Genomic DNA, 17636 nt, shown 5'->3' on the forward strand with positions numbered 1-17636 from the left:
GCCGAACAAAAACGCCAATATGTTGAATGAAACCTTACTCCTCTCTCTGAAACTAAGATCTTTGTATTCAGCAGACCCCATAGCTTTATAGATGAATTGTTCGTCCGCACCAATCCTTTGGAGGATATCGAACTTTTTCTTCCAGGCTTCGCTCACGCTTGGCGTGCTACTGTTTTCCGTAGAAACGGCTTCACTCATTTTAGCTCTCCATTCATTTCGTTGCTGCACCCATGTATGTCTGCTAGTGGCGTGGGTGAGACGCACCTAACAGGTATTAGATAGCACGCTTGTTTTGCCCCTTGAACGAGCGCGCGCACTCAATAATCTTATCCAGCCCCACCATTTCGCACCTAACCCTTTTATTTTTAATCATACTTAGAACAATTCGGCGCGTTATGCAGGATTCGTACGCTTGCAAACTTGGTTGGAGCTAAGAGTGAGGGGTTACCGCCCATGCGCCGCGCAGATCGCCTGCCTACTGGCTACGTTACTTCATTCGTTTCTGTGGTCACGCGGCATCAGGCCCTGGAAGCTCTTGTTTCCTCTATCGGCATGTACTGGGAAAAGCTTTATAGGAGTGGGGGATATATCGAAATGAGGGCCAGAACCTTCAGAAACGCTACCGCCCCTACCTGTGCATGCGGCGATGAGCGACTGTCATCCATGCGGTAGTCCCATCATCATGATTTATCACCGGCTTTCTTAAGTAGCCTTTGCTGTACCGTAACTAGCCGTTACGTGGAGAGCAATGCCCACGAAAGCATTACGCTTTGCCTGAAAAATGCCTGCGCTCGCCTATACGGCGTTAAAAATCGCCTCAAAATGCTCATTTACACCGTGTAAACTCTGCTTTCTCACCGATTTTTGCCTTGTCTAGCCATCGCTCGCCGATTTTTCAGACAAAGCTTGGGGGAAAACATTTCACGCTGGGGGTACTAGAGCTACTGGCTGACGTCGCCCAGCATGCTGTCCAGTTCGTCCTGGTCGACGCCGAGCATCTGCAGGATGTTGCGCTGGGCGGCTTCGAGGATGTGCTGGCGTTCTTGCTCGCCAGGCAGGCTCTTGGCAAGGGCCACGGCGCCCACCAGGGAGGCGAGAATGACGCGGGACTTGTCGGCGATGACGTCGCGGTCGGGTTCGAAGGGGAGTTTTTTGAGGCGGCTGAGAGCGATGAGGCGGGTTTCCAGCATCTTCTTCATGCGCAGATAGGAGGCTTCGAAGAGCGTGCGGATCTCGGCGTTCTCGTTGCCGATCTCGTTGAACAGCACGGTCTCCGGCCCGGGCTGGTGCTTGCGTTCCAGCTCCTGGAGATTCCAGCAGTTGGAGACCAACTCCGTGAGGTGCTTCACCGAAAGCGGCCCCTTGACCAACCTGGCCGCGCGACTGCTTTCCAGGGTGTCTCGCACCGAGGCGTGGTAGAGCGCTTCTTTGGAGGCGAAGTGGGCATAGAAGGCGCCGTGGGTCATCTTGGCCAGTTTCATGATCTGGCCGATGGAGACCTTCTCGAATCCTTGGCGGCTGAACAGTTCAACGGCCGATTTAAGGATTCGCTCGCGCGATCTGGCCTTGCGATTCGTCGAGTCGGACATGGCGACCTCACGCTGCTACTCAGAATAGGTGCTGAATACACGCTGAATATTATCTTGATCATATCAAGCCCGGTGCTAGCGTGGCGTAAATTCCAACAGTTCAGGACACTCGCATGTCATCACCGCTCGTTATCACCGGCATGGGCATGGTCAGTCCCCTTGGTTGCGGCGTCAATGCCAGTTGGGAGCGCCTTCTGGCGGGCCGCTCCGGCGTTTCCTCGATCACGCGCTTCGAGACCGGCGAGCTGCCGATCAAGGTCGCGGGCTCGGTTCCCGGCATGGAGAGCGACCCAGAGGCGGGCTTCGACCCCGACCGCGTGGCCGATGCCAAGGAACGCCGCAAGATGGAGCTGTTCAGCCTCTATGCCATGGCCGCCGCCGACGAGGCGCTGACCCAGGCGAACTGGTTCCCCTCGAGCGATGAGGACCGGCTGGCAACCGCCACCATCGTGGGCTCCGGCATCGGTGGCTTCCCGACCATCACCCAGGCGCAGAACACGCTCACGACGCGCGGCCATCGCCGACTCTCGCCGTTTACCGTGCCGGCCTTTTTGGCCAACTTGGCGGCGGGCAATGTGTCGATTCGCTATGGTTTACGCGGGCCGTTGGGCTGCCCGGTCACGGCCTGCGCGGCGGGTGTGCAGGCCATCGGTGACGGCATGCGCCTGATCCGCAGCGGCGAGGCTGAGGTGGCCCTGGTGGGTGGCGCCGAGGCCTGTATCGACCCGCTCTCGCTGGCCAGCTTCCATGCCATGAAGGCGCTCTCCACCGAGCAGGAGGCGCCCGCCAAGGCATCGCGTCCTTTCGATCAGGCCCGCAACGGCTTCGTCATGGGCGAAGGCGCGGGGTTATTGGTGATCGAGACCCTGGCCCACGCCGAGGCGCGCGGGGCGACGCCACTGGCTTTTCTCAGCGGCTATGGCACCAGCGCGGACGCTCACCACATCACGGCCGGGCCGGAAGATGGCGCCGGTGCCGCGGCGGCCATTCGGGCCGCGCTGAGGATGGCGGGGCTCGCACCCGAGGCCATCGATCACATCAACGCCCACGCCACCTCGACGCCGGTCGGCGACCGGGCGGAGATCGCATCATTACGCAATGCGTTTGGTGACGCTCTGCCCGGCATTCCGATCTCCGCCACCAAGTCGGCCACCGGCCACCTGCTCGGCGCCGCCGGCGGCGTAGAGAGCATCTTCTCGGCCCTGGCGGCCATCCAGGATCGCCTGCCCCCGACCCTGAATCTGGAACACGTCGACGCGGACCTGAGCGATCTGAACTTCGTCTCGGGCGAGGCACGCGAGCACCGCTGCCGGCACGTGCTTTGCAATGGGTTCGGCTTCGGTGGGGTGAATGCCGCGCTGATCGTCAGCAAGGCCTGAGCGCTTTTCGGACTCGGTCCAGGCACTTCGGATCAGGCTCAGCCATCACCCACAAAAATGCCGCTTCCGGGGAAGCGGCAAAGCATGAGTCGGACGCGACTCAGTACGTGGAAGCGAAGGCATGGCGGCTCAGCCCGTCATGTCCAACACGATCCGCCCTTCGATCTTGCCATCGATCATGCGCTGGAAGACGTCGTTGATATTTTCCAGCTTCTCGGTGGCGATGGTGGCCTCGACCTTGCCTTCACCGGCGAAATCGACCGCTTCCTGAAGGTCTTGTCGAGTGCCGACGATGGAGCCGCGTACGGTGATGCCGTTGAGCACCGTATCGAAGATCGGCAACGGGAAGTCGCCCGGCGGCAGGCCATTGAGCACCAGGGTGCCTCCGCGACGCAGCATGCGTTGGGCCTGATCGAAGGCCTTGGGTGACACCGCGGTGACCAGCGCGCCATGAGCACCGCCGACCTCGCGTTTGAGGGTCTCGGCCGGATCGGCCTTCAAGGCATTGACGACAACGGTGGCCCCCAGGCGCTCGGCCAGCGCCAGCTTGCCGTCGTCGATATCCACCGCGGCCACGTTAAAGCCCATGGCCTTGGCATATTGCACCGCCATGTGACCGAGACCGCCGATACCCGAGATCACCACCCACTGGCCAGGACGGGCATCGGTCATCTTGAGTCCCTTGTAGACCGTCACGCCGGCACACAGCACCGGCGCGATCTCCAGGAAGTCGACGTTGTCGGGCAGCCGCCCCACGTAGCCGGCATCGGCCAGGGTGTAGTCGGCGAAACCGCCGTTCACCGAGTAGCCGGTGTTCTGCTGTGACTCGCACAGGGTCTCCCAGCCCCCTAGACAGTGTTCGCAATGGCCGCAGGTAGAATAGAGCCACGGCACGCCGACACGGTCACCCTCCTTGACGTGCTTGACCCCCTCGCCCACCGCCACGATATGGCCGACGCCCTCGTGACCGGGTATGAAGGGTGGGCTGGGCTTGACTGGCCAGTCGCCGTGGGCGGCATGCAGATCAGTGTGGCACACGCCCGAGGCGGCTATCTTGACCAGGATCTCACCCTGCTGCGGTCGCGGGGTCGCGACCTCCTCGAGCGCCAGCGGTTCGCCGAACTGGCGTACCACGGCAGCTTTCATCGTCTTGTCCATTGTCATTTCTCCTCGGTTGGCGGGCAGCCGAACGCTGCGCGCCTTTGAGTGCGCCGAAGCCGTGATGGAGCGGTGACTCCACTATTGATGAAACGGGAATGCCGTTCGGGGCAGTGCCCCGAACGGCCCAGGCTCAATAAAGCCCCATCGGGTCGTCGCTGTAGGAGACCAGCACACACTTCACTTGCTGGTAGTGGTCGAGCATAAGTTTGTGGGTCTCACGGCCGATGCCTGATTTCTTGTAGCCACCGAAGGCGGCGTGCGCGGGGTATTGGTGGTAGCAGTTGGTCCACACGCGTCCGGCTTGAATGCCCCGGCCCATGCGGTAGGCGCGGTTCATGTCGCGGGTCCAGACCCCGGCGCCCAGGCCAAACTCGGTATCGTTGGCGATGGCCAGCGCTTCTTCTTCGTCACGGAAGGTGGTGATGGCAAGCGTGGGGCCGAAGATTTCCTCCTGGAAGACGCGCATGTCGTTGCGGCCCTTGAGAATGGTGGGCTGCACGTAGAAACCACCGGCCAGCTCGCCCTCGAGCGTGGTCTTGCCGCCGCCCAGCAGGCATTCGGCGCCCTCCTCGCGGCCGATGTCCATGTACGAGAGGATCTTGTCGTACTGCTCCTTGGAGACTTGCGCGCCGATCTGCGTTTCGGTGTCCAGCGGATCGCCCTGGCGGATGGTCTTGGCGCGTTCGATGGCGCGGGCCATGAACTCGTCGTAGATCGACTCGTGGACCAGCGCGCGGGAGGGGCAAGTACACACTTCGCCCTGGTTGAAGAAGGTCATCAGCAGGCCTTCGATGCACTTCTCGGCGAAGGCGTCGCCATGCGAGAGCACGTCCTCGAAGTAGACGTTGGGCGACTTGCCGCCCAGTTCCAGCGTGGCCGGGACGATGCGCTTGGCGGCATTGGCCATGATATGGCTGCCTACCGGCGTGGAACCGGTGAAGGCGATCTTGGCGACACCTTCATGCGTGGTCAGCGCCTCGCCGGCTTCTTCACCGAGGCCATGCACGACGTTGATCACGCCCGGCGGCACCAGGTCGGCGATGAGTTCGAGGAAGATGTTGATCGAGGCCGGGGTCTGCTCGGCCGGCTTGAGCACCGAGCAGTTGCCGGCAGCAAGCGCGGGCGCCAGCTTCCAGGTCGCCATGAGGATGGGGAAGTTCCAGGGAATGATCTGGCCCACCACGCCGTAGGGCTCGTGGTAGTGATAAGCGACGGTGTTCTCATCGACTTCGCTGATGGTGCCTTCCTGGGCACGCAAGCAACCGGCGAAATAGCGGAAGTGATCCGCCACCAACGGGATGTCGGCACCGCTGGTTTCGCGGATCGGCTTGCCGTTGTCCCAGGTTTCGGCCACGGCGAGCTTGTCGATGTTCTGCTCGACACGGTCAGCGATCTGGAGCAGCACCTTGGCGCGCTCGGCGGGTGGCATCTTGCCCCAGGCCGGAGCGGCTTTCTGTGCCGCCTTCACCGCACGGTCGATATCCGCTGCCGATGAACGCGGCACCTGACAGAAGACTTCACCGGTGACCGGGGTGATGTTGTCCAGATAGCGACCATCAGCGGGCGCCACCCACTCGCCGCCGATGAAATTCTCGTAACGCGACTTGAAGTCGACGACGGCACCCGGGGTGCCGGGACGTGCATGAATCATGGCGTGTCTCCTTGGGTGAATGCGCCGGGGCGAATCGTCTGGTGTGCGACCCTGCCCCTTGGAAAATGAGTACGCATCGCCCTCAGCATGGCCTGTCAGCCAGGCGTCGGTTTGCCTGCCAGTCTCCGACGTTTGTCTGCCAGTCTCAGATACTGAATTTGCCTACACTGCAAGGTAACGGGCGTCATCCACGCCCATACCGTCGGTACCGCTGAGGAGTTCGCCATGCACGCTGTCACGCCTCCCGATTCGCGCTCCCGGGCATCCCAAGTGGACAACGCCAGCGCGCTCGAGCAACTGGCGGACACGCCCCGCACACGGCGCTTGATCGAGAATCGCATCTGTTATGCCGGCCCGCATGCGGAGCTTTCGATCTACGACACCTGGTGGCCCGCGCAGGATGTCGCCCTGAGCGCCGAGCGGGTGCTCTACTGCGGCATGCTGCAAGGGCGCAAGGTCATGAATGGCGCCACCGAAGGACCGGAAACTTTCTTGCCAGGCGAGAGCTTCGTACTGGCGCCGCACCAGGAAGTGCGCATCGACTTCCCCGATGCGCACCCCGATGCGCCCACTACCTGCCTGACCATCGATCTCGATCCCGCGCGCATTCACGCCCTTAGCGAACGCCTCAACCAGACCCAGCCACGCGAGCGGGAGCTCGGCGAGTGGCACTATCATCCCCAGGCACTGCACGTACCGCACAGTCCAACCACCCAGGCGCTTATCGAACGCTTGATGGGGCTCTTCCGCGAGAATCACCCCGACCGCGACGCGCTGATCGGGCTGGGCATCGACGAGTTGATCGTACGTTTGCTGCGGACCCAATCGCGTGAGTTGCTGCTCGCCGACGCCCGCCAGGCGCCGCCGCGTCACGGGCTCGCGGCGGCGCTTTCCTGGCTGGAACGCCACCCCGAGCTGCCTCTGGATGGGGCGCAATTGGCCCGCGAGGCCTGCATGAGCAAAGCGCGCCTGTACCGGCTGTTTCAGCGCGAGGTCGGCTATACCCCCGGCGAGTACCAGCAGCGCCTGCGCCTGGCACGCGCCCGGCAGTGGCTGCGCGAGGCCGACGCCCCCATCACCGAAATCTGCTACTCGCTGGGCTATCGCAGCCTCAGCCACTTCACGCGGCGCTTCAAGGCAGCCTATGGGCTCACACCGGGCGACTATCGCCGTCTACTCATCGCCTGAGCGCGCGGCGCCCCAAAGACGCTTAAAACGCATCTTCTATCAGCGCCTCCTCAAGGAGTGTGCTTGCATTTCAGCGTCAATCCGATAAAGTAGATAACGAAATTTTATTCTACCCGCGCAAGGCAAGAATTCCTCGTGATGCACGTTCATAGTACTAAGCCATAAGTACTAGGCAATATGAGTGTCACGCGGAATTCGTGACCGGGGTAGGCATTTCCTGCATCGCGCCGCGATGCACATAGACAATGCCTAGTGTTCACAAGAGAGACATCATGACATTACGTCACGCCGAAAGCGGCGACGCTCCGCGATTGCACCTCGACCTCACTCCCTTTCAGGAAGACGGCCAGTGCTACGGCGACTACCACCGCCTGCCACTCAACCCGATGCTCAAGCGCCTGTGCATAGAAGCGCGCCGCGCCGGCCTCGCGGATGCATCGCTCGAGGCTCGCGACCTGATGAGCCATATGGCACTCGACGAAGACCATATCGTCACTCAAGAGATTTCCGGACGCGTGTGGCGCTATAACGTTGGCTACTCGGAAGCGCCCAGCCAGCTCGACTCGGCGCTGGACTCGCTCGGCGAGCGCATGCTCGAGGAACCACTGCCCACCGGCTTGGCACAGCTCACCGAGTCATGGGTGTACATGCCCGGCCAGCTCGATGCCGCCACGACCCAGAGCACCGACGTGCTGTGGATGGATAAGCCCGCATGGGCACGCTATCGCCTCGAACAGGTTCAGCTCTGGTTTCGCGCCCTGCGCGACGATGCCGAGCGCCTCGGCGACGGCTGGCTGGCCTGGCACTTGACCCATCTACCGCTGACACGCGCACCGGTGTTCGATAGCGTCGATGCTTTCAGCAAGCTGGCGCGCCTCGATCTCGGTGGCCGCGACGCCCTCGGAGAGCTTTCCTTCGTGCGTTATCAACATGGGGAATGCCACGAGGGCATGGGGCTGGCGATCACGCAACTACCGCACCGCATCGAGACGCTGGCGTCGTTGGACGACGCTCTGGTGGTTCCGGCACGCCAGGTCGACACCATCCTCACACGCCTGGATCGCGCGCTCGCCGACTAGGCTTTTTACGAAAGCGGCCTGTGCGACACGCGCGTCAATGAACGAAAACGCCCCCGGTGCCGAATTTACGGCGCCGGGGGCGATGCGTTGGGGCCTGCGTGTCGTTTCCGTCAGCCGGTGCGTCTGAGCAATACGATGCCCAGCACATAGCAGGCCACAGTGGGTACGAGCACCGCGAACACCGGCGAGAAGCCGAACAACATCGACGCCGGCGCCAGCAGGTCCTGCAGGTACTTGAACGAGACACCGACGATGATGCCGTAGAACACTCGCGTACCGGCGGCCACGGTGCGCAACGGGCCGAACACGAAGGAGGCAGCCACCAGCATCAGGCCCGCCAGGGTGAAAGGCAGCAGCATTTTCTGCCAGAAGTACAATAGCGGCTGCGTGGCCTCGAGCCCCTGGTTGCCCAGGTAACTGGCGTAACGCCACAAGTCGCTGGGCGACTGGCTATCCAACGGACGCAACAAGCGATTGAGCTGTTCGGGGGTAAACGTGGTCTCCCAGGTACGCTTGTCAGTGGTGTCGACGACGGTCTGGCCGCCCTCGAAACGCGTTTCCTCGATGTTTTGCCATTGCCAGCTACCGTCTTCCCAGATCGCGCGGTCGGCATGCTCGGCACTCACCAAGCGGTTGCCGTCGAAGTGATAGCGCGTGACATCGATGACCACATCATCCGCGCGGATGGTGCCGAAGCGATAGAAGTCATCGCCCTCGCGCTGCCAACCGCCACGCTCGGAGAGAATCGCGCCCTCGCCTTCGAGTTGTTCCAGACGCCAGGCCTCTGCGTATTGCTCGGTCACCGGGCTGACCCATTCGCTGACCGCCATGGTCAGGATGATCACCAAGCCCAACGGCTTCATGGCGCCCCATAGAATGCGGGCCAGCGAACGCCCGGAGGCGCGCATCACCGTCAGCTCGTTGCTCGATGCCATGCTGCCCAGGCCAATCAAGGCGCCGATCAACACGCCTACCGGCGCATACTGATAAAACCGCCACGGCAGGCGCATCAGCAGATAAACGAAGACGTCCAGCGCGCCGTAGTTACCCTCGACGTCACCGAGGTCGTTGATATAGGAAATGACCAGATCCAGCCCCAGGATCATGACCTGCACGACCAGCATGGCCGCCAGCACATTGCGCGCGATGTAGCGATCGAAACGGTCGAAAATCATGTGCGGCCCCCTCGGCGCTGATCACGGCGTGTCATCCAGACTCCCAACAGCAGGTATCCCAGGTGGATCGGCCACATGCCGATGGAGGGCGCCAGCGAGCCACGCGAGATAGCATCCTGTGCCGCCAACAATAAACTCAAGTAACTGATGTGCAGGAAAATCGCCGGCATCAGCTTGGCGAAACGCCCCTGGCGCGGATTGACGCGCGACAGCGGCAGCGCCAGCAAGGTAAGGATCGGCACCATCAAGGGCATCGATAGCCGCCACTGCAGATTGGCCCAGGCTTCGTTATCGCCGCGCTCGATGAGCTGCGGGGTCGAGGTCAGCTCGGCGGCATCGAGATCGACTCGCTCGCTGGCGCGCGATAGGCGCACCGCATAGGTGTCGAACTGCAACCGCTCGGCGACGTTATTTCCTGGCTCGACGCTGTAACGCTCGCCATCGGTCAACACCAAAAAGCGGCTGCCGGTATCCTCGTCAACCGTCTGATAGCCACCTTCGGCGCGGGTGACCACCGTCTCCGGCGTGCCATCGTTGCGTGGCTGGCGCTCGCTGATGAAGACGCTTTCCATGCGCGAGCGGTCATCGTTGAGGCTTTCGGTATAGGCGGTGCGCCCGCTGCCGAACTCCTGGAAACGCCCCGGTTGCAGCACCGAGAAATCGAGCCGGCTTTTCTGTTCCTCGAGCACCATCTCGTTGTGGCGGGCACCGCTCGGGGTCAGCCACAGGCTGCACACCGCCACCAGTATGGCCACCAGCACTGCCGGCCATAGCGTCACCCGCAACAGCCGGTTGGGGCTGATGCCACAAGCCACCAGCACCGTGATCTCGCTATTGAGATAAAGCTGACCGAACGCCAGCAGAATGCCGAGAAAAAACGACAGCGGCAGCACCAGCTCCATGAACCCGGGCAGATGAAAAAGCATCAAGGTGCCGAGAATGTTGGCAGGAATATCCCCTTGCGCGGCATCGCCAAAATAGCGAATGAAGCGACTGCCCATGATCACCAGCAATAGCACGCCGGCCACGGCAGCCATGGTGGCGAGGATCTCGCGCGTCAAATAGCGGAATACGATCAAGCGTCTTCTCCCGGGTCGGTTCCCTGGTCCACGACGGCCCCTTGCGGGCCCAATGCAGCCTTCGACCACCCTCCCCATGCATTGCGTTCCGGCTTTGCGTACACTGGAGTACGTTCAGCGCCGGCATCCTTGTCGGCATTATCCAGAATACCCGGACACTTGTCTCGCCACGAGACAAGTCATGTCAGCTCAGTCGTGTGGAGACTTCATGGAATCCCCCGTAACCAACGTCAACCCGGCCAAGGTCGAAACGGCATGCCTGATCGTGCCCGTCTTCAAGGATGGGGACCTGCTGCCGGCGGCGGACAAGCTCGACGACGCCAGTGAACGCCTGATCGGCCAGCTTCTCGACCGGGGCGACTTCGACCCCAGCCTCGGCAATGTGCAATTGATTCCCTTCGCGCCGGGGCTCGGTGCCGAGCGTCTGCTGCTCGTCGGCCTCGGCGAGCGCGCCAAGTGTGGCGAAGGCCAACTCATCAAGGCCCTCGATGCCGCCTTCGCCACCATCGTCAAGCTGCCGCTCGATGACGTGGCTGCCGCCTTCACCGACGTGCCGATCGGCGAACGCGACACCGCCTGGAAGGCGCGCGTCACACTGGAAGCCGCGCATCGTGCCTGCTACCGCTTCGACGACTTCAAGTCGCAGCCGGCCCCCGCACCGCGCCTCAAGAGCCTGACGCTGCTGGTCAGCGACCAGGACGAAACGCCTCAGGCCGAGCTAGGCGCGCGCATCGGTTCCGCCGTCGGCGAAGGGGTCTCGCTGACGCGTACCCTGGGCAACTTGCCCAGCAATGTCTGCACGCCGCGTTACCTCGCCGAGCAGGCGCAAACATTGGCAGCAGACGCCGACGGCGCGCTGAACGTCGAGATCCTCGACGAAGAGGCTTTGCAAGCGCTGGGCGCGAACGCCCTGCTCTCTGTCGGTCAGGGCAGCGAAGAACCCTCGCGCCTGATCATCATGCAGTATCGCGGCGCCGAGGACCCGGACGAAGCCCCGCACGTCCTCGTCGGCAAGGGCATCACCTTCGATTCCGGCGGCATCTCGCTCAAACCCGGGGCCGGCATGGACGAGATGAAGTTCGACATGTGCGGCGCCGCCAGCGTCTTCGGTACCATGAAGACGGTGCTCGCGCTCAAGCCCAAGATCAATATCATCGGCGTGGTGGCAAGCGCCGAGAACATGCCCGATGGCCGCGCCTTCAAGCCCGGCGACATCGTCAAGACCCTCAAGGGGCTCAACGTCGAAGTCCTCAACACCGACGCCGAAGGGCGCATGGTGCTGTGCGACGCGCTGAGCTACGTCGAGCGCTTCAAGCCCGCCAGCGCGGTGGATATCGCCACTCTGACCGGCGCTGCGATCATCGCGCTGGGCCATCATGCCTCGGGGCTACTGTCCAACGACGACGATCTCGCACTGGACCTGCTCGACGCCGGCGAGAATGCCTGGGACCGCGCCTGGCACCTGCCCTTGTGGGACGAGTACCAGAGCCAGCTCGATTCCAACTTCGCCGACTTGGCCCACATCGGCGGTCGCCCAGCCGGCACCATCACCGCGGCCTGCTTCTTGTCGCGTTTCGCCGATGCCTATCCTTGGGCGCACCTGGATATCGCCGGCACCGCCTGGAGTTCGGGTGAAAAGAAAGGCGCCAGTGGCCGCCCCGTGGGCCTGTTGACCCAATACTTGCTCGACCGCGAAACCGAGGCCAACGAGACGCGTCCCAGCGTCGAGTGACCCTTCGCAGCAAACAATTTGCATGCTAACGTAAGTAGCAGGCGCGCCGGCCTTTCCTCATCCGACGCGCCTGTGCCATTCTCGGCATCCGACCGAGCGCCAGATTTGACGGAGAACTTCAGTGACCCCTTCAGGCTTCGATATACGGCCTAACGCGCATCCCAAGGATGCCGCCCTGCGCGAGACGATTCTCGAGAACCCCGGTTTCGGTCGTCATTTCAGCGATCACATGGCTCATATCCGCTGGACGAGCGATGTCGGCTGGCATGGCCACGAAGTCCGCCCCTACGGGCCGTTGACGCTGGACCCGGCAGCGGCGGTGTTGCATTACGCTCAGGAAATCTTCGAGGGCATCAAGGCCTACCGCCATGCCGACGGTTCGGTATGGACCTTCCGTCCCGAGAAGAACGCCGAGCGTTTCCGCGCTTCCGCGCGGCGCCTGGCACTGCCCGAGCTCTCCGACGAGGACTTCATCGGCTCGCTCAAGGCACTGCTCTCTCAGGACAATGTCTGGGTACCGACGCCAGCCAGCGCCGCCGAGGAGTCGAGCCTTTACCTGCGTCCGTTCATGATCGCCAGCGAGACCTTCCTCGGCGTGCGGCCCTCCAAAGAGGTCGATTACTACGTCATCGCCTCGCCGGCGGCGGCGTACTTCAAGGGTGGGGTGAATCCGGTCTCCATCTGGCTGTCCTCGCATTACAAGCGGGCCGCATCCGGCGGTACGGGTTATGCCAAGTGCGGAGGCAACTACGCCGCCTCGTTGGCAGCCCAGAAAGAAGCCGAAGCGCACGACTGCGCCCAGGTCGCCTTCCTCGACGCCGCCGAGAACAAGTGGATCGAGGAACTCGGCGGCATGAACCTGTTTTTCGTCTACAAGGACGGGCGCATCGTCACGCCCAAGTTGACCGGCACCATCCTCGAAGGCGTCACCCGTGACTCCATCCTGGAACTCGCCCGGGATCAGGGCCTGACGCCCGAGGAACGCCACATCAGTATCGACGAGTGGCGTGCCGGTGCGGCGTCCGGCGAGATTACCGAGGTCTTCGCCTGCGGCACCGCCGCCGTCATCACTCCCGTCGGCGAGCTGCGCAGCGAAGACGAGGGCATCCGTCTCAAGGCGGATAGCGGCGGCGAAGTCGGCAAACGCCTGCGCAAGGAACTGCTCGACCTGCAATACGGGCGCAGCGAGGACACACGCAACTGGCTGACGCGTCTGGCCTGAGACGTCTAGGCTGACTGAATCGGTTCGGCTGAATCAGTCTGACAAGAGTCCCTCATACGACGACACGGCCCGGCCGTGTCGTCCGGTTTTTACGGCAAGGAGGTCACGATGACGAAAGTGATGCTGATTACCGGCGCCGGACGTGGCATCGGTGCCGCCACCGCCAAACACGCCGCGCAAGCAGGCTATGCCGTTGCCATCAACTATCGCAGCGACAAGGCATCAGCCGAGGGTGTCGTGAGTGACATCGAAGCGGCAGGCGGACGCGCTATCACCATTCAGGCCGATGTCGCCAACGAGGCGGACATCGTCGCCATGTTCGAGACCATCGACCGTGAGTTCGGGCGCCTCGACGTGCTGGTCAACAATGCCGGCATCGTCGATCAGATCAGCCGCGTCGACGAGATGAGCTTCGAGCGTGTCGACCGCATGATGCGCATCAACGTGACCGGCCCGTTCGTCTGCGCCCGTGAGGCAATCAAGCGCATGTCCACCCAGCACGGCGGACAAGGCGGCGCCATCGTCAACGTCGGCTCGGCAGCCTCGCACTTGGGCGGTGCCAGCGAATACGTCGATTACGCCGCCTCCAAGGGCGCCATCGACACCATGACCGAAGGCCTCGCCAAAGAAGTCGCCGGTGAAGGCATTCGCGTCAACGGCGTGCGCCCCGGCGTGATTCGCACCACCATTCACGCCAGTGGCGGCAACCCCGACAAGCCCGATGTCGCCGGCTCGGTGATTCCCATGGGCCGCATCGGCGAGCCCGAAGAAATCGCCAACGGCGTGCTATGGCTGGCCGAGGCCGGCTTCACTACTGGGGCGTTGATCGATATCGACGGCGGCGTTTAGTCGCCATCGATTGGCTGCGCGTCGCCGGGATTGTCTTTCTTCCAGCTTCCAGGCGCGTAGCGCCGCTCTGACAACTTACGACTCCCCGAAGGGGCCCATGACTCAAGTCGATTTCTACATCTTGCCCGACACCACGCTCGGCGCGCGGCTGGACTTCGCTTGCCGGCTGGCGGAGACCATCCACCGCAAGGGCTATCGGCTGCATATTCACACCGAGGACGAAGCCATGGCGCGCGAGCTCGACGATCGGCTGTGGACCTTCAAGCCCGAAAGCTACCTGCCCCACGCGGTGCTGGCCGACGAAGTCGATCCCCTGCCGCCCGTGACCCTGGGCTGGGAAACGCCGCCGGCGCCCGGTGTGGAGGCGATGCTCAACCTGCATCCCGAGATTCCCGAGTGGTTCTCGCGCTTCGAGCGCGTCGCCGAGATCATCAACCAGCATCAGGACGTGCTGACCGCCAAGCGCGCCTGCTGGCAGACCTATAAAAAGCGCGGCTACCCCGTCAAAGCCAACGACCTCACCGGCACCGCGGGCTGAGCGCCGCCATGACGTCACCCCGCTTACGGGGTTATACTTGTCGGCATTTTTCGCCACGGCCATGCGCCGTGATGACCGTATTTCAAGAGCCGACCAACGCCCATGGACAAGACCTACCAACCCGATCAGATCGAAACCCGCTGGTATCAGCGCTGGGAAGACGCCAACCGTTTCGCCCCCTCGGGCCAGGGCGAGCCCTACTCGATCATGATTCCGCCGCCCAACGTGACCGGCAGCCTGCACATGGGCCACGCCTTTCAGGACACCATCATGGATACCCTGATCCGCTGGCGCCGCATGCAGCAATACAACACGCTGTGGCAGGTGGGCACCGACCACGCCGGCATCGCCACGCAGATGCTGGTGGAACGCAAGGTCGCGGCGGAAGACGGCAAGAGCCGCCACGACCTGGGGCGCGAGGCCTTCACCGACAAGATCTGGGAGTGGAAGCACGAATCCGGCGGCCATATCACCCGGCAGCTGCGCCGCATGGGCGCCAGCGTCGACTGGTCCCGCGAGCGTTTCACCATGGACGACGGCTTCTACAAGGCAGTGCAGGAAGTCTTCGTGCGGCTGTTCGACGAGGGCCTGATCTACCGCGGCAAGCGCCTGGTCAACTGGGACCCGACGCTGCATACCGCGATCTCCGACCTGGAAGTCGAGAACAAGGACCAGCAAGGCCAATTCTGGCATTTCCGGTATCCACTGGCCGACGGCGTGACCACCGATGACGGTCAGGATCACCTCATCGTCGCCACCACACGTCCCGAAACCCTGCTCGGCGACACCGGCGTGGCCGTCAATCCCGAGGACCCGCGCTACGCCTCGCTGATCGGCAAGTTCGTCGAACTGCCGCTGGTGGGCCGGCGGATTCCGATCGTCGCCGACGAGCATGCCGACATGGACAAGGGCTCGGGCTGCGTGAAGATCACCCCCGCCCACGACTTCAACGACTACGAGGTCGGTCGCCGTCAGCAACTGCCGCTGATCAACGTCTTCACCCTGGACGCCAGCATCCTGCCCCGCGCCGAAGCCTTCGATATCCAAGGCCGCCCGCTCGGCGAGATCGACACCGCCTTGCCGTCCGCCTATGTCGGGCTCGATCGCTTCGCGGCGCGCCAGGCCATCGTCGACGATATGCAGGCCGCCGGGCTGCTGGTACAGATCGAAAACGTCAACAACACCCTGCCCTATGGCGACCGCTCCGGCGACGTCATCGAGCCACTGTTGACCGACCAGTGGTTCGTGGCCGTCGAGGAACTGGCCAAGCCGGCCATCGCCGCGGTGGAGAACGGCGACATCGAGTTCGTGCCCAAGAACTACGAGAACATGTACTTCGCCTGGATGCGCGATCTCCAGGACTGGTGCATCTCGCGCCAACTGTGGTGGGGGCATCGCATTCCGGCCTGGTACGACGCCGAAGGCAACGTCTTCGTGGCGCGCAGCGCCGAGGAAGCCCACGACAAGTACGGCCTCGCCAACGATGTGGCGCTCACCCAAGACGAAGACGTTCTCGATACCTGGTTCAGCTCGGGCCTGTGGACCTTCGGCACCCTGGGCTGGCCAGAGCAGACGCCGGAACTCGAGACCTTCCACCCTTCCAGCGTGCTGGTCACCGGCTTCGACATCATCTTCTTCTGGGTCGCGCGGATGATCATGATGACCCTGAAGTTCACCGACGAGGTGCCCTTCAAGAAGGTCTACGTGCATGGCCTGGTACGCGACGGCCAGGGCCAGAAGATGTCCAAGTCCAAGGGCAACGTGCTCGACCCCATCGACCTGATCGACGGCATCGGCCTAGACGCGCTGATCGACAAGCGCACCGGCAACATGATGCAGCCGCAGAAGGCCAAGGCCATCGCCAAGGCCACCCGTGACGAGTTCCCGCAAGGCATCGAGCCCCACGGCACCGATGCGTTGCGCTTTACCTTCCTCTCGCAGGCGACCACCGGGCGCGACATCAAGTTCGACATGGGCCGCCTGGACGGCTATCGCAACTTCTGCAACAAGCTGTGGAACGCCTCGCGCTACGTGCTGATGAACGCCGAGGGCGAGGACTGCGGCCACGAGGGTGAAGTGGAGCTGTCGCTGGCCGACCGCTGGATCGTCTCGCGCCTGCAGCAGACCGAGGCGCAGGTGACCCGCGCGATGGAGGAGTTCCGCTTCGACCACGCCTCGCAGGCGCTCTACGACTTCGTCTGGAACGAATATTGCGACTGGTACCTGGAACTCTCCAAGCCGGTGCTGTGGGACGACAACGCCACCGCCGCCGCCAAGCGCGGCACACGCCGCACGCTGGTGAGGGTGCTGGAGACCATCCTGCGGCTGGCGCACCCGATGATGCCGTTCATCAGCGAGGAAATCTGGCAGCGTGTCGCGCCCCTGGCCGGTACCCACGCCGGCGGCGACGACTCGATCATGGCCCAACCCTGGCCGAAGGCCGACCAGAGCCGCATCGACGAGAACGCCACGCGCGATATCGAATGGCTCAAGGGGGTGATCGTCGCCGTGCGCAACATCCGCGCCGAGATGAACATCGCCCCCGGCAAGCCGCTCGAGGTGCTGCTCACCAAGGGCGACGAGACCGACCGGGCGCGCCTGGAAGCCAACCGGCTGTTCCTCTCCAAGCTGGCCAAGCTCGACAGCGTCACCTGGCTCGACGACCCCGACCAGGCTCCCCTGTGCGCGACGCAACTGGTCGGCGACATGGAAGTCCTGGTGCCCATGGCGGGGCTGATCGACAAGAACACCGAACTTGCGCGCCTGGCCAAGGAAATCGACAAGCAGGACAAGTTCATCGGCGGCATCGAGAAGAAGCTCGGCAACGAGGGCTTCATCAGCAAGGCCCCCGCCGACGTCGTCGAGAAAGAACGCGCCAAGCTCGCCGACGCCCAGGCCAGCCGTCAGCACCTCAGCGAGCAACGCGACAAGATCGCCGCGCTGTGAGCGCCGCTGTCACAATGTCGGCACAACGCCGGCGCAAGCCAATCACGC

At 63.1% G+C, this 17636-nt stretch carries 14 protein-coding genes; 8 read left to right on the forward strand and 6 right to left on the reverse strand.

The genetic code is table 11. From position 1 onward, the window contains the following. Both L1075_RS07535 and L1075_RS07540 read right to left on the reverse strand, forming a co-directional pair. Positions 1-198: hypothetical protein (locus L1075_RS07535; RefSeq protein ID WP_246895658.1), on the reverse strand; the 198-nt coding region annotated here is incomplete at its 3' end. Between the two features lie 743 nt (positions 199-941). Then, positions 942-1589, reverse strand: a complete 648-nt coding sequence (locus L1075_RS07540) for a TetR/AcrR family transcriptional regulator (protein WP_040242998.1) — start codon at positions 1587-1589, stop codon at positions 942-944. A 113-nt stretch (positions 1590-1702) separates the two neighbouring features. Between L1075_RS07540 and fabF the strand changes: the two genes are divergently transcribed. After that, positions 1703-2968, forward strand: a complete 1266-nt coding sequence (gene fabF / locus L1075_RS07545; RefSeq protein ID WP_178999210.1) for a beta-ketoacyl-ACP synthase II — start codon at positions 1703-1705, stop codon at positions 2966-2968. Positions 2969-3097: 129 nt separating this feature from the next. Here the strand turns inward: fabF and adhP are convergent, their stop codons facing one another. Beyond that, positions 3098-4126 (reverse strand): alcohol dehydrogenase AdhP, encoded by a 1029-nt coding sequence (gene adhP, locus L1075_RS07550; RefSeq protein ID WP_178999209.1) that lies wholly within the window; start codon positions 4124-4126, stop codon positions 3098-3100. 133 nt (positions 4127-4259) lie between these two features. Next, on the reverse strand, positions 4260-5780 hold the full coding sequence (exaC, locus tag L1075_RS07555) for an acetaldehyde dehydrogenase ExaC (protein ID WP_040242999.1): 1521 nt from the start codon (positions 5778-5780) through the stop codon (positions 4260-4262). Between the two features lie 225 nt (positions 5781-6005). Here exaC and L1075_RS07560 point away from each other — a divergent pair, with 225 nt between their 5' ends. Both L1075_RS07560 and L1075_RS07565 read left to right on the forward strand, forming a co-directional pair. Next, the gene (locus L1075_RS07560; RefSeq protein ID WP_178999208.1) at positions 6006-6968 is read left to right on the forward strand and encodes an AraC family transcriptional regulator; all 963 of its coding nucleotides are present in this window, start codon (positions 6006-6008) and stop codon (positions 6966-6968) included. A gap of 272 nt (positions 6969-7240) precedes the next feature. Then, on the forward strand, positions 7241-8047 hold the full coding sequence (locus L1075_RS07565; protein ID WP_246941234.1) for a hypothetical protein: 807 nt from the start codon (positions 7241-7243) through the stop codon (positions 8045-8047). A gap of 110 nt (positions 8048-8157) precedes the next feature. On the opposite strand, the gene lptG is transcribed toward L1075_RS07565, so the two are convergent. Continuing rightward, positions 8158-9222 (reverse strand): LPS export ABC transporter permease LptG, encoded by a 1065-nt coding sequence (lptG, locus tag L1075_RS07570; protein WP_246894422.1) that lies wholly within the window; start codon positions 9220-9222, stop codon positions 8158-8160. After that, positions 9219-10301 (reverse strand): LPS export ABC transporter permease LptF, encoded by a 1083-nt coding sequence (lptF, locus tag L1075_RS07575; RefSeq protein WP_040243003.1) that lies wholly within the window; start codon positions 10299-10301, stop codon positions 9219-9221. Before lptF ends, lptG begins: the two co-directional genes overlap by 4 nt. Before the next feature lie 208 nt (positions 10302-10509). Between lptF and L1075_RS07580 the strand changes: the two genes are divergently transcribed. The 5 genes from L1075_RS07580 (at position 10510) to L1075_RS07600 (ending at position 17588) form a co-directional block, all read left to right on the forward strand. After that, a complete protein-coding gene (locus L1075_RS07580; protein WP_246941236.1) occupies positions 10510-12033 on the forward strand; it encodes a leucyl aminopeptidase in 1524 nt (507 codons plus the stop codon). A 121-nt stretch (positions 12034-12154) separates the two neighbouring features. Beyond that, complete coding sequence (locus L1075_RS07585) at positions 12155-13255, forward strand: branched-chain amino acid aminotransferase (RefSeq protein ID WP_040243005.1); 1101 nt, start codon at positions 12155-12157, stop codon at positions 13253-13255. Positions 13256-13363: 108 nt separating this feature from the next. Then, a complete protein-coding gene (locus L1075_RS07590; RefSeq protein ID WP_040243007.1) occupies positions 13364-14104 on the forward strand; it encodes an SDR family oxidoreductase in 741 nt (246 codons plus the stop codon). Between the two features lie 97 nt (positions 14105-14201). Then, entirely contained in the window at positions 14202-14642 is a 441-nt protein-coding gene (locus L1075_RS07595; RefSeq protein WP_246894425.1) for a DNA polymerase III subunit chi, read from the forward strand. Between the two features lie 102 nt (positions 14643-14744). After that, the gene (locus L1075_RS07600) at positions 14745-17588 is read left to right on the forward strand and encodes a valine--tRNA ligase (RefSeq protein WP_246941239.1); all 2844 of its coding nucleotides are present in this window, start codon (positions 14745-14747) and stop codon (positions 17586-17588) included. Positions 17589-17636 lie beyond the last annotated feature (48 nt).

This window comes from Chromohalobacter beijerinckii (genome assembly GCF_023061185.1).
In the GTDB taxonomy this organism is placed as follows: domain Bacteria; phylum Pseudomonadota; class Gammaproteobacteria; order Pseudomonadales; family Halomonadaceae; genus Chromohalobacter; species Chromohalobacter beijerinckii.